Source organism: Pseudosulfitobacter pseudonitzschiae (genome assembly GCF_900129395.1).
In the GTDB taxonomy this organism is placed as follows: Bacteria; Pseudomonadota; Alphaproteobacteria; order Rhodobacterales; family Rhodobacteraceae; genus Pseudosulfitobacter; species Pseudosulfitobacter pseudonitzschiae.
On the sequence record NZ_FQVP01000003.1, the window covers coordinates 54,424 to 66,626 of the forward strand.

At 61.1% G+C, this 12,203-nt stretch carries 11 protein-coding genes, 1 other RNA gene and 1 pseudogene; 6 read left to right on the forward strand and 7 right to left on the reverse strand.

Annotated features, from left to right (window positions below; all coding sequences use genetic code 11):
• Nucleotides 1-98 precede the first annotated feature (98 nt).
• Entirely contained in the window at nt 99-1,277 is a 1,179-nt protein-coding gene (locus BUC08_RS08230; protein ID WP_037927854.1) for a type III PLP-dependent enzyme, read from the forward strand.
• Between the two features lie 72 nt (nt 1,278-1,349).
• Here BUC08_RS08230 and recR read toward each other — a convergent pair whose 3' ends face one another.
• The 4 genes and pseudogenes from recR to BUC08_RS08250 all read right to left on the reverse strand — a co-directional run bounded on the left by recR (nt 1,350) and on the right by BUC08_RS08250 (nt 4,622).
• Nucleotides 1,350-1,943 carry a recombination mediator RecR gene (gene recR, locus BUC08_RS08235; RefSeq protein ID WP_037927856.1) on the reverse strand — a complete coding sequence of 198 codons (594 nt, stop codon included), beginning with the start codon at nt 1,941-1,943 and terminating at the stop codon, nt 1,350-1,352.
• Between the two features lie 89 nt (nt 1,944-2,032).
• On the reverse strand, nt 2,033-2,377 hold the full coding sequence (locus BUC08_RS08240; protein WP_028957097.1) for a YbaB/EbfC family nucleoid-associated protein: 345 nt from the start codon (nt 2,375-2,377) through the stop codon (nt 2,033-2,035).
• Nucleotides 2,378-2,440: 63 nt separating this feature from the next.
• Nucleotides 2,441-4,192: pseudogene (locus BUC08_RS08245) on the reverse strand (DNA polymerase III subunit gamma/tau); the annotation flags it as partial.
• A gap of 67 nt (nt 4,193-4,259) precedes the next feature.
• Entirely contained in the window at nt 4,260-4,622 is a 363-nt protein-coding gene (locus BUC08_RS08250; protein ID WP_037927865.1) for a YidH family protein, read from the reverse strand.
• Nucleotides 4,623-4,686: 64 nt separating this feature from the next.
• On the opposite strand from BUC08_RS08250, the gene ypfJ reads away from it, so the two are divergent.
• A complete protein-coding gene (ypfJ, locus tag BUC08_RS08255; protein ID WP_037927870.1) occupies nt 4,687-5,523 on the forward strand; it encodes a KPN_02809 family neutral zinc metallopeptidase in 837 nt (278 codons plus the stop codon).
• Nucleotides 5,524-5,556: 33 nt separating this feature from the next.
• Here ypfJ and ffs read toward each other — a convergent pair.
• Nucleotides 5,557-5,655, reverse strand: an RNA gene (gene ffs, locus BUC08_RS08260) — signal recognition particle sRNA small type.
• 225 nt (nt 5,656-5,880) lie between these two features.
• Between ffs and nudC the strand changes: the two genes are divergently transcribed.
• Nucleotides 5,881-6,849 carry an NAD(+) diphosphatase gene (gene nudC, locus BUC08_RS08265; protein WP_037927873.1) on the forward strand — a complete coding sequence of 323 codons (969 nt, stop codon included), beginning with the start codon at nt 5,881-5,883 and terminating at the stop codon, nt 6,847-6,849.
• A 42-nt stretch (nt 6,850-6,891) separates the two neighbouring features.
• On the forward strand, nt 6,892-7,359 hold the full coding sequence (locus BUC08_RS08270) for an SRPBCC family protein (RefSeq protein WP_037927876.1): 468 nt from the start codon (nt 6,892-6,894) through the stop codon (nt 7,357-7,359).
• Here BUC08_RS08270 and BUC08_RS08275 read toward each other — a convergent pair.
• Both BUC08_RS08275 and BUC08_RS08280 read right to left on the reverse strand, forming a co-directional pair.
• Nucleotides 7,356-8,405, reverse strand: coding sequence for a PAS domain-containing sensor histidine kinase (locus BUC08_RS08275; protein WP_037927879.1), 1,050 nt, complete (start codon nt 8,403-8,405; stop codon nt 7,356-7,358). The genes BUC08_RS08270 and BUC08_RS08275 overlap by 4 nt on opposite strands.
• A 144-nt stretch (nt 8,406-8,549) precedes the next feature.
• Nucleotides 8,550-9,380 (reverse strand): prephenate dehydratase, encoded by an 831-nt coding sequence (locus BUC08_RS08280; protein WP_037927882.1) that lies wholly within the window; start codon nt 9,378-9,380, stop codon nt 8,550-8,552.
• Between the two features lie 132 nt (nt 9,381-9,512).
• On the opposite strand from BUC08_RS08280, the gene BUC08_RS08285 reads away from it, so the two are divergent.
• Entirely contained in the window at nt 9,513-10,016 is a 504-nt protein-coding gene (locus BUC08_RS08285; protein ID WP_037927884.1) for a c-type cytochrome, read from the forward strand.
• Nucleotides 10,017-10,218: 202 nt separating this feature from the next.
• The gene (locus tag BUC08_RS08290; protein WP_037927886.1) at nt 10,219-12,201 is read left to right on the forward strand and encodes an extracellular solute-binding protein; all 1,983 of its coding nucleotides are present in this window, start codon (nt 10,219-10,221) and stop codon (nt 12,199-12,201) included.
• Nucleotides 12,202-12,203: the final 2 nt, after the last annotated feature.

Here is a 12,203-nt window from a genome sequence, read left to right on the forward strand (position 1 = left end):
TCTGGCCGGTCAGTTCACCTGACTGACCCGCGTTTATGTAGCGACGGTAACGTCTCTGATACTCAACCCCGCCCTTCGATGGGCGGTTGTCATTGGAGATGTCCATGAACGTTACAACACGCGGCATTGCCCGCGCCGCTGATGCTATTTCTCATGACCGCGCGGCTGCTTATATTGCCAGCCGTCAATTCGACCGTCCCACACTGGTGCTGGACCCCATGCGTGTGGCCGCACAGTACGATGCGCTGGCCGAGGGCCTGTCTGGTGCCCGTATCCACTATGCCGTGAAGGCAAACCCGCAACCCGAAATTATCGGCACCCTCGTGGCCCGTGGATCGCGCTTTGACGCGGCAAGCCGGGCGGAAATCGAACTGTGCCTGAGCCAGGGCGCCGAAGCCTGTGACATTTCGTTCGGCAACACCATCAAGAAAGTGTCGGACATCGCCTTTGCCTATGGCGTGGGGATCGACCTGTTCGCTGCAGACGCGGAAGAAGAGCTGTTGAAGTTGGCCGAACACGCCCCCGGCGCGCGTGTCTACATCCGTGTGATCGTCGAGCATTCGCAAGCCGACTGGCCGCTGAGCCGCAAGTTCGGCTGCTCTGCGGCGAAAGTCGTGCCGCTGATGGATATGGCTGTTGAGCTGGGTCTGCGCCCCGTGGGCATTTCGTTCCACGTCGGCAGCCAGACCCGCCGCGCTGCCTTCTGGAACCCTGTTCTGGATGAAATGGCCAAAGTCTGGACCATGGCGAAAGAGGCCGGTCACGACCTGAATGTTCTGAACCTGGGCGGCGGTTTTCCTGCCTTCTACGGCGAATCCATCGACGCGCCGCGCAGCTATGCCTCGGACGTGATGCATGCCGTACGTGCTCGTTTCGGTGCTGTGGACTACGTGATGGCAGAGCCGGGCCGTGGTCTGGTGGCCGAGGCCGGTCACATCGCAGCCGAAGTTCTGTTGGTGTCGCGCAAGTCGGATGACGACATGCACCGTTGGGTTTACCTGGACATTGGCAAGTTCTCGGGCCTGGCCGAAACCATGGACGAAGCGATCCGTTACCAGTTCACGACGGCGCGTGATGACGAGGAAATGGGCCCCTGCGTTCTGGCCGGCCCGTCGTGCGACAGTGCAGATGTACTTTACGAAAAGCGTCCAATGTTGTTGCCTGTGGGTCTGAGTGCCGGAGACAAGGTAATGATTCGCAACTGTGGGGCCTATACCACCACATATGCGAGCATCGGGTTCAACGGATTTCCGCCGCTGGATGTGATCGTTCTCTGAACGATAGATCGCGCGGAATAGGGTCGTCTGCTTTGGGAGGAGCAGGCGACCTTTTATCGTTTTACAACGGGTTCAGACCGGTTTGCGGGCGCGCAGCGCGGCCGTGATCGTACCATCGTCGAGGTAATCCAGCTCTCCGCCGACGGGCACGCCCTGGGCCAATGTGGTCATCGTCACACGGCCTTCAAGCTGGTCCGCGATATAGTGCGCGGTGGTCTGGCCGTCGATGGTGGCGTTCAGCGCCAGGATGACCTCGCGCACGTCCTCGGCCTCGATCCGGTCGATCAGGCGCGGAATCCGCAGTTCTTCGGGGCCGATGGCATCCAGCGCCGACAGCGTGCCGCCCAGCACGTGATAGCGCCCCTTGAACATGCCCGAACGTTCCATGGCCCACAGGTCGGCCACGTCCTCGACCACGCACAATTCGCCGTTCTGGCGTTTGTTCGACGTGCAGATATCGCAGACATCCGTGGTGCCGACATTGCCGCAGTTCAGACATTCGCGCGCGGTGGCGGCGACGGTCTGCATCACGTCGGCCAGTGGCGTCAGCAGCAAGGCGCGTTTGCGGATCAGGTGCAGCACCGCGCGCCGTGCCGACCGGGGGCCAAGGCCCGGCAATTTCGCCATCATCTCGATCAGGGCGTCGATGTCGTCGGTCGAGCTCACGCGTGGTCCTTGGGTTGCATTCCTGCCCGGTGGGGGCCTTTGGCAGGCCGACCCTCCGGGGGGAGTATAAGGGGCAAGATGAACGGCCGTCAGAACGGCAGTTTCATGCCTGCGGGCAGGCCCAGACCTTCGGTCATCTTGGACAGTTCTTCCTGCGACTTCGCGGCGGCCTTGGCCTGGGCGTCCTTGATGGCCGCGAGGATCAGATCCTCGACCACTTCCTTGTCGTCGCTGTTGAAGATGCTGGGGTCGATGTCCAGTGCGGTCAGGTCGCCCTTGGCGGTGGCGGTTGCCTTGACCAGGCCGGCGCCGGATTCGCCGGTGACCATGACGTTTTGCAGGTCGTCCTGCATCTGCGCCATCTTGTCCTGCATTTCCTTGGCTTTTTTCATCATGCCGGCCATGTCGCCCAGCCCGCCCAGTCCTTTAAGCATCGTTGTCTCCTTGGGTGTGTCTTTGATCTGATATGTGATGTCGCGCGCCCTTCAGGGCAAGGGTCAGTCTTCTTCGAAGGGGTCCCATTCGTCCTCGACCTCGGGCAGGGCTTCGACCTGCGCCGAGGCTGCAATCTCTTCTGGCGTGCGGATCGCGGTGATCCGTGCCTTGGGAAACTGTGCCATGACCGCCTGGACCAGCGGGTGCGCTTCGGCTTCGGCACGTTGTTCCAGTTCGGCGGCGTCGCGGACCTCGGCGATGGTCTTGCCGCCGCCGTCGTTGACAATTGTCACAGCCCAGCGGTTGCCGGTCCATGTCTGCAGGCGCGCGCCCAGCCGCTGCGCCAGATCGTGCGGCGCGCCCTCGGCGGGCACGAACTCGATGCGCCCCGGCTGGTAAGCGGCCAGCTTCAGCGTTGTTTCCACGTCGATCAGCAATTTCCCGTCGCGATTGGTTCGGATCAGTTCGACCACATGCTCGAAGGTCGGGAAACGGGCCAGCGCGCTGTCAGCGTCGACCGCCAGTGCCGCCGTGGGGCCGCCACCGCTGTGTCCTGCAGGGCGGGCGGCCTGGGCATAGGCTTGCGTGGCACCGCCCGATGCCGCGCCACCGACCGTGCCGCCGTTGCCGCCGGGGCCGGGGGGCGGCGTGCTGTTCAGTTTGCGTACCAGTTCCTCGGGCGTTGGCAGGTCGGCGACATGGGTCAGGCGGATGATCGCCATTTCGGCGGCCATCATCGCATTGGGGGCGGCGGCAACCTCGTCCAAGGCTTTCAGCAGCATCTGCCACAGGCGCGTCAGCACCCGCATCGGCAGGTTCTCGGCCATGGTCTGACCGCGCTGGCGTTCGTCGGGCGATACTGTCGGGTCTTCCGATGCTTCGGGCGTGATTTTGACAACGCTGACCCAATGGGTGATTTCGGCCAGATCGCGCAGCACGGCCATCGGATCGGCCCCGTCGGCATATTGCGCGCCCAGCTCGGTCAGGGCCGCAGCCGCATCACCGCGCAGGATCATGTCCAGCAGGTCCAGCACGCGGCCCCGGTCGGCCAGCCCCAGCATGGCGCGGACCTGTTCGGCGGTCGTCTCGCCCGCACCGTGCGAAATGGCCTGATCCAGCAATGACGTCGCATCGCGCGCCGACCCTTCGGCGGCGCGGGTGATCAGCGCCAGCGCGTCGTCGGCAATCTCGGCGTTTTCGGCGCTGGCAATCTTGCGCATCAGCGCGATCATCACCTCGGGTTCGATCCGGCGCAGGTCGAACCGCTGGCAACGCGACAGCACCGTCACCGGCACCTTGCGGATCTCGGTGGTGGCAAAGATGAACTTGACGTGGGCTGGTGGTTCTTCCAGCGTTTTCAGCAGCGCGTTGAACGCACTGGTCGACAGCATGTGCACTTCGTCGATGATGTAGATCTTGTAGCGGGCCGAGGCCGCGCGATAGTGGACGGAATCAATGATTTCCCGGATGTCGCCCACGCCGGTGCGCGATGCGGCGTCCATTTCCATCACGTCCACGTGGCGGCCTTCCATGATCGCCACGCAATGCTCGCATTTGCCACAGGGTTCGGTCGTCGGCTTGCCGTTGCCGTCCGGGCCGATGCAGTTCATGCCCTTGGCGATGATCCGTGCCGTGGTGGTTTTGCCGGTGCCGCGAATGCCGGTCATGATGAACGCCTGCGCGATGCGGTCGGCGTCGAACGCGTTTTTCAGCGTGCGCACCATCGCATCCTGACCGACGAGATCGGCAAAGGTTTCGGGCCGGTATTTGCGGGCCAGTACCTGATATTGGGCGGGGACTGTGTCGGTCATGGCAACCTTGCTGGATTCGAGTGACCGGCCAAACCTATGTGCTGGGGGCGGCGGCGTCTACCGTCCAAGCCTACAATGACCAAAGGATGACGCCAGTGCCAAGCGCACCAAACGCCATGACCGATGCCACGATGATGAAATAGCGCGGCGTTTTGATCGACGCGTCGCGCTGGCTCAGACGCCCGTGCGTGCGCGAGGCTTGTCGCTGGGCCGACCAGAACATGAACAAGGCGGCGGCCAGAAAGATCGATGCAACCGCTTTTGCCATCCACGTGGGTTCAAACGCGCCGAACACGGCTTTCAGGCCGATCGCGACCGCGATGGCACCCATGCCAGTGCGCATCCAGCCCGCAAAGGTGCGTTCGTTGGCCAGGCTGGTGCGATCCTCAGCCCAGTGGGTTCGTTCTTCGGCCAATTCATTTCTGTCTGACATTGAACTAATCTGGTGCGAATGTGTTGGCTGACAAGCGGTGTTGTTGCCAAAGGGGAGAAAGATCATGCGTTTGCGGGGAATCAAGGGCAGCCGGAATGTCGAGGTCCGCGGGCGCGGGCGTGCGGGCGCTGCGGGTGGCATCGGTGTTGTCGGTCTGCTGGTGGTGTTGGCCGTCGGCTATTTCACCGGCATCGACGTGACGCCGCTGGTGCAGGGCGCAGGTCAGCAGCAGACACAACAGGGCGCGCCCGCGCAGCCCGCGGACCCCGAAGGCACGCAATTTGCATCGCAGGTTCTGGCCACGACCGAACAGGTCTGGACGCAAATCTTTGCCGACCAAGTGGGGCGCGCATATACGCCGCCGGTTCTGGTTGTCTTTGACGGCGTCACTCAAAGCCCCTGTGGCGGTGCATCCGGCGCGACGGGGCCATTCTATTGCCCGGTGGATCAAAAGGCATATCTCGACACGCAGTTTTTCGACATGCTGTCACAGCGCCTGGGCGCGGATGGAGATTTTGCCGCCGCCTATGTGATCGCGCATGAGGTTGCCCACCATGTGCAGAACCAGTTGGGCATTCTGGAACAGGTGAATGCGGCCCGCCAACAGGCCAGCACCGCCGAGGCGAACGCGCTGACCGTGCGGCTTGAGCTGATGGCGGATTGTTTCTCGGGCGTCTGGGCGCAGTCAGTGCGCGGCCTGATGGAGCGGGGCGACCTGGAAGAGGCGTTGAATGCGGCGCGCAAGATCGGTGATGATTACCTGCAACGTCAGGCGGGGCAAGTGCCGCAACCGCATACGTTTACCCATGGCACATCGGAACAGCGGTCCGGCTGGTTCCAGCGCGGCTATGACAGCGGGCAGATTGATCAATGCGATACGTTTGCCGCACAAAAGCTGTAAGGGGAACACGCCGCTTTGCCGGGCAAGGGGCGTAGGTGAGAGATTGGACAACGACCCAAGCGGGACTCGTTACGGCTGCTTCCTTCCGGATCTGACCGGGTTGGCGAGGCGCTCGCCCGCGCCAACCTCTCGATGCCCCATATAGGGGGCGTGCGCCGGCATGGCAACCGTTTGCCTGCACCGATTTTTGGGATTCGCGGTGCGTGTCGAGTGTCGCACGGGCAATCACGGGAAGAAAATCCTGCGCGGTGCCTTGCCTTTAGGTTGCGCAAACGCCTGACCGGCATGGATTTCGTGGGATTGAACCATTCCGGCCCGCGTGGCACAGGTTACTCCGGTGCGAGGGAGACAAGTCAGATGCGACACGCGGAAACGGTGACATTCGGAGGTTCGGCGCTGGATCGCGCAGGCGAGATACGCGCGAACCCACAAGCCATAGCCGAGGCGCGTGCGCATCCCGATGCCCGTGCGATCGTGCTGTGGCGTGGCAAGCCGTTGATCGTGCGCATTCGCCCCACGATCCTGATGCGTCTGCCGATGGATCACCCGATCCTGAAGGACGCGACTGACGCGCCGATCTTTCTGGGCCGAGAGGACGGCGCGCCGCGCTTTGCCTTTGACCTGTCGAAATGGGAACCGGACCAGACCGACATGGCCGCCCTTGGCGGATTTCTGGACCCCAGCGAACAGCATCACCCGACATTGGACGATCTCGAAGTTTTTGCCGAATTGCGCCGTATCATGACCTGGCTCAGCCCGCGCGACGCGGAACTGGCCGCGACGGCCAAGGCGATCCTCGGCTGGCACGACAGCCACGGGTTCTGTGCCAAATGCGGCGCGGCCAGCGAGATCGCCGATGCCGGATGGCGGCGGGCCTGTCCGGCCTGTCACACCAGCCACTTTCCCCGCACCGATCCCGTAGTTATCATGCTGATTACACACGGAAATTCTGTTCTGATGGGGCGCTCGCCCGGCTGGCCCGACGGCATGTATTCGCTGTTGGCGGGCTTTGTCGAACCCGGCGAGACGCTGGAGGCTGCCGTGCGCCGCGAGGTGTTCGAGGAAAGCGGTGTGCGCGTGGGCCAGGTCGATTATCTGGCCAGCCAGCCCTGGCCGTTCCCGGCGTCGTTGATGTTCGGCTGTCACGGCGTGGCGACCACGGACGAAATCCAGATTGACCCGGTCGAGATCGAGGATGCCATGTGGGTCAGCCGCGAGGAAATGGTTCAGGCCTTTGCCGGAGAGCACCCGCGCTTGTTGCCTGCGCGCAAGGGGGCAATCGCGCACTTCTTGCTGGAGAACTGGCTTGCGGATACTTTGGATTAAGATGAAGCTGATAGAAAATCTCAAAAGAGAGCGGGCAGTGCCATGAAATTTTCAACCCGAGAGGACATCGAAGCCCCTGTCGAAGGCGTGTTTGACATGCTCTGCGATTTCGAGGGTTTTGAACGCTCGGCCATGCGTCGCGGTGCTGAAGTGCAGCGCGTTGACCGGCTGCCCAAGCCCGGTGTCGGGATGATGTGGGACGTCGTGTTTTCAATGCGCGGCAAGATGCGCAAGCTGCAGCTGGAGATGAGCCGTTTCGACCGCCCGCAAGAGATGCTTCTGACCTATCGCTCGGCCGGGCTTGAGGGCACGTTCCATATCGAACTGATGGCGCTGTCGCGCACGCGCACGCGGGTGGCAATCTCGTTGGACATCGTGCCGCTGAACCTGTCAGCGCGCCTGTTGGTGCAATCGTTGAAGCTGGCCAAGACATCGTTGACCAAACGGTTCAAGCTGCGCGTGGCCGAATACGCCAAAACCATGGAAGAGCGCTATAAACGCTCGGCCTAGGCGGCGCGGGGCATCGTGAATGTAAACCGCGTTCCGGTCTCGTCCGATGCCACTTGCATCGCGCCCCCGTGCGCGCGGGCGATCTGGTCGGCGATATACAGGCCCAAGCCGAGCCCTTTTTGATCTTTGTCCGGTTCAAATCCCGAGAACGGTTCGAAAATACCGATTTGCCGCTCGGCGGGGATCGGAGTCCCGCTGTTGTGAACGCACAGGACAAAATGATCGCTTTTGTCCGTGACGCGCAAACGCACGGGGTCGGCATTGTCGCCATGTGTCGCGGCATTTGCCAGCAGGTTCGACACCAGCTGTGTGATCCTCATGCTGTCGACCCGCACCGGATCGGCAAAGTCTAATTCCGCTTCGAACCGGGTCTGCGGGTGGGCCAGCCGGATTTCCTCGAGCATTTGGTTCAGGATCTTGTGCAATTCACAGTCTGTCGGGGTCGCAAGGTTGATGCCATTGCCCAGCCGTGCGCGGGCAAAGTCCATCATGTCGTTGATCAGCGCAGACATCCGGGAGACCGAATCCTGGATGCCGGCCATCAGCTGCTGCTTGGCGGGGTCTTCTTCCTTGCGTTGCAACATCCGGGTCGCGGCGTTGATCGCGGCCAGCGGGTTGCGCAGGTCGTGGCCCAGGATCGCGATGAACTGCTCACGAAAACGGGCCTCTTCCTCGCGGTTCTTCAGGTTTGCGCGGTTCAGCTTGTCCTCGGTGACGTCGCGGGCTGAACAATAGAACCTGTCGCCTTCGGGGACACAGTTCCATGACAGCCAGCGATAGCTGCCGTTCTGATGGCGATAGCGGTTTTCAAAGCCCATGATCGGCTTGCCGCGCTGGATGATCTCAAAGGCAGTTTCGGTTCTGGCGATGTCATCGGGGTGAACAAATTGGAAAAATTCCTGTGACTCGACCTCGTGGGCACACCAGCCCAAAACCCTGTACCAAGCAGGGTTGGTGTTTTCGAATTTGCCGCTGGCACTCAGCACACCCAATATGTCCGGCGTGATGTGCCAGGTCAGACTGTATTTTTCGAAAGAATCTGGCATCTGGCAGGCTCATTTCAGAAGTGAGTTTACAGCGGATCGGCAATTGAAAGCCCTTGAAATACCAATACAAATCAAGGGCTGACAAAGGTCATACGCCGTGCCGGGATTCAACGCAAACGGTTAATCGCATAGGTTGTGTTCGCGTCAGTCGCGTCCGGGTGCGGCGGGGTAGACCCCCAGAATGTTGATCATGTTGGTGAAATAATCCAACTCTTCCAAGGCCCGCGCCACACCGGGGTCTTCGGGGTGACCTTCGATGTCTGCGTAAAACTGGGTCGCGGTGAACGCGCCGCCAACCATATAGCTTTCCAGCTTGGTCATGTTGATCCCGTTGGTCGCAAAGCCGCCCATCGCCTTGTAAAGGGCTGCGGGAATGTTGCGCACCTCAAAGACAAAGGTGGTGATCATGCGATCGGCGCGGCGGCTGTAGTCGGCTTTCGGTGCCATCAGCAGGAAACGCGTCGTGTTGTGGCCCTGATCCTCGATGTCGTTGGCCAGAACGGTCAGCCCGTGAATCTCGGCCGCGACCTTCGAGGCCAACGCGCCCACGCCCATTTCGCCAGAGGCCGCGATATCGGCGGCGGCACCGGCGCTGTCGGCTGCGGTTTCGGCGGTGATTCCATGGGCATTCAAAAAGGCACGCGCCTGCGGAATCAGCACCATGTGCGCGCGCACATGTTTGATGTCGTCCAGTGTCTGGCCAGGGTTTGCCATCACAGCGATACGCACGCGAACAAAGGCTTCACCGACGATACGCAGCCCCGATTGCGGCAACAGCCGGTGAATGTCGGCCACGCGGCCATAGGTGGTGTTCTCGACCGGCAACATGGCCAGATCGGCGGCACCGCTGTTCACGGCATCAATCACGTCGTCAAAGGTGGTGCAGGGTACGGGAATCGCCCCGGGCCGTGCGTTCAGGCAGGCTTCGTGACTGTAGGCGCCCAGATCTCCCTGAAAGGCGATACGTTCCGGCATGATTGGTCCTTTGTCGTAGGCCCCGCGATGATTTGCGGGGGCAGGGCGATTGGTCGCGGTAACTACACCTTGCCACAGCCAAGGGGAAGCCGTAGAAACCGCGCCAAACCCATAGACGTGGATGCGAGACAAATGTTCGACACTATGACGACGACAAAGGTGGCCGGGGCGCTGTGTGGCGCGCTTCTTATTTTCCTGCTGGGCAAGTGGGCAGCCGAAGGGCTGTATCACCCTGCAAGCCATGGCGAGGCGGCCTATGTCATCGAAGTGGCCGACGCCAGTGGCGATGCCGCCCCTGCCGAAGAGGTGAACTTTGACGAGCTGATGGCCAATGCCGACGTCGAAAGCGGTGCCAAGGTTTTCCGCAAATGCTCGGCCTGTCACAAGCTTGACGACACGAACGGCACAGGTCCGCACCTTGACGGTCTTGTCGGCCGCGAGGTTGGATCGGTTCCAGGCTTCAGCTATTCGGCGGCCATGGCCAGCCACGGTGGTGTGTGGACACCCGAGGAAATCAGCCACTTCATCGAAAACCCGCGTGGTTATATCTCGGGCACGGCGATGGGCTTTGCCGGTCTGAAAAAGCCGCAGGATCGTGCGGACGTGATTGCCTATATCCAAAGCGTTTCGAACTGATCGAACTGTTATTTGTAGATTGTCAAAGGCCGCTTGCATCCCGCAGGCGGCCTTTTTCTTGCGCTCTGGTTTTTATTTGACGTTTCACCGCCGTTCACGGAAACGCAACTTGTATCCGGTGCGGCTGGCCCTTTAGCGTAGATGTGCCATATTGCGTTGAAACCAACGCCAAAAACGACCCCCACCAAGGAGGACAGGTATCATGATGTTACGCCACCGCAGCCCCAAGGCCCGCGCTATCGCCAGGGCCTGCCGTACGACGACGGATAAAAGCGTTTGGGCCGCAGGTTTGGCGCTGTTGTTGGCGTTGCTGCTGGCCTTGCCTGTCTGGGCTGACGATGCGGCGGCCACGGATGCCAATGCCGCGACGGATGAAAAGATCATTGATACTTATGGTTACTCTTTTTACGGCGACCTGAGCTATCCCGAGGATTACAAACATTTTTCCTATGTGAACCCGGATGCGCCCAAGGGCGGTGAAATCTCGCTGGGCGTGGTGGGCACCTTTGATTCGATGAACCCCTATACCCGCAAGGGACGCGCCGGGGCGCTGTCGTCGATGATGTACGAAAGCCTGCTGGGCGAAGGGCCAACCGGCGCTGCGGTGCCTGCGGATGTCTATGCCGAATCCTACGGGTTGCTGGCGGAAAGCCTGGAATACGACGAAGGCAAGAACTGGGTGATTTTCCACATGCGCCCCGAGGCAAAGTTCTCGGACGGCACGCCGGTCACGGCCTATGACATCGAGTTTTCGCACAACCTGCTGCTGGACGAGGGGCTGAAATCCTATGCAGACGGGGTGCGCAAGCGCATCCCCAAGGTCGAGGTGATCGACGACCACACCATTAAATTCTATTTCGCCCCCGGCATTTCGCGGCGCACATTGATTGATCAGGTCGGTGCGGTGCCCGCATGGTCAAAGGCGTGGTACGAAAAGACGGGCGCGGGCCTGAACGAAGGCCGCATGGAAGTTTCCCCCGGTTCTGGTCCCTATGTCATCGACAGCGTCGATGTGAACCGCCGTATCGTCTACAAGCGGAACCCGGATTATTGGGGCAATGACCTGCCGTTCAACGTGGGCCGGAACAACTTCGATCAGATCCGCGTCGAATACTTCGGTGACGACACAGCATCTTTCGAGGCCTTCAAGGCCGGGGTGTATACCTTCCGCCGCGAGAGTGATTCCAAGAAATGGGCGACGGGCTATGATTTCCCCAAGGTGGAAAGCGGCGCGATCAAGGTCGAGGATTTGCCAGACGGCTCGCCTCCCACACCCACGGGCATCGTGTTCAACCTTGGTTCCGAACCGCTGAAAGACCGTCGCGTGCGCCAGGCACTGGCTTTGGCCTTCAACTTTGAATGGACCAACGAAAGCCTGCAATATGGCCTGTTCAAACAACGCGCCTCATTCACTCAGGACACGGACGTCATGGCAAACGGCGTGCCCGAAGGGGCAGAGCTGGAACTGTTGAAAAGCCTTGGCGATCTGGTTCCGCCCGAGATGTTGACCGAGCCTGCGCTTGTCCCCCACACCTCCAGCCCCGAACGTTTGCTGGACCGCCGCAACACCCGCGCCGCGATGCAACTGCTGGACGAGGCCGGGTGGGCCGTGGGCAACGATGGCATTCGCCGCAATGCCAACGGCGAGTCTTTGAAGCTCAACTTCCTGTTTAACTCGTCGGCGTCGGGTACGCTGTCGGGGGTGATGGAAAACTATGTCTCGAACGTGAAAAAGCTGGGCGTCGACATCACCTTGGAAAAAGTTGATCCGTCGCAATACACCAACCGCGAGCGGGACCGTGATTATGATCTGGTCTATGACCAGTACCTGACATTCCTGATCGCCCACACCGGGCTGGATCAGGCTTATGGCTCGGAATCATCGGCGTTCTCGCTGTTCAACCCTGCCGGTCTGTCCAGCCCCCTGGTCGATGCGATCATCGATGCGGGTCTGAACGCACCAGACAGCGCCAACGAAAAGATCGCCTTGAAGGCGTTGGACCGCGCGCTGCGCTATGAATTCTTCATGATCCCGGTCTGGTACAATCCCAGCCATTGGGTCGCCTATTACGACCAGTACGAACACCCCGATGTCATCCCGCCCTTTGAATTGGGGTACATGGATTTCTGGTGGTACAATCAGGACAAAGCCGACGCCCTGCGTGCGTCGGGCGCGCTGAGGTAACA

Excerpts from the sequence above, each read along its gene's own strand:
- BUC08_RS08275 (WP_037927879.1), bottom strand. The coding sequence starts at position 8,405 with ATGCCAGATTCTTTCGAAAAATACAGTCTGACCTGGCACATCACGCCG.
- BUC08_RS08270 (WP_037927876.1), top strand. The coding sequence starts at position 6,892 with ATGAAATTTTCAACCCGAGAGGACATCGAAGCCCCTGTCGAAGGCGTG.
- nudC (WP_037927873.1), top strand. The coding sequence starts at position 5,881 with ATGCGACACGCGGAAACGGTGACATTCGGAGGTTCGGCGCTGGATCGC.
- BUC08_RS08250 (WP_037927865.1), bottom strand. The coding sequence starts at position 4,622 with ATGTCAGACAGAAATGAATTGGCCGAAGAACGAACCCACTGGGCTGAG.
- BUC08_RS08230 (WP_037927854.1), top strand. The coding sequence starts at position 99 with ATGTCCATGAACGTTACAACACGCGGCATTGCCCGCGCCGCTGATGCT.
- ypfJ (WP_037927870.1), top strand. The coding sequence starts at position 4,687 with ATGCGTTTGCGGGGAATCAAGGGCAGCCGGAATGTCGAGGTCCGCGGG.
- BUC08_RS08290 (WP_037927886.1), top strand. The coding sequence starts at position 10,219 with ATGATGTTACGCCACCGCAGCCCCAAGGCCCGCGCTATCGCCAGGGCC.
- BUC08_RS08285 (WP_037927884.1), top strand. The coding sequence starts at position 9,513 with ATGTTCGACACTATGACGACGACAAAGGTGGCCGGGGCGCTGTGTGGC.
- BUC08_RS08240 (WP_028957097.1), bottom strand. The coding sequence starts at position 2,377 with ATGCTTAAAGGACTGGGCGGGCTGGGCGACATGGCCGGCATGATGAAA.
- BUC08_RS08280 (WP_037927882.1), bottom strand. The coding sequence starts at position 9,380 with ATGCCGGAACGTATCGCCTTTCAGGGAGATCTGGGCGCCTACAGTCAC.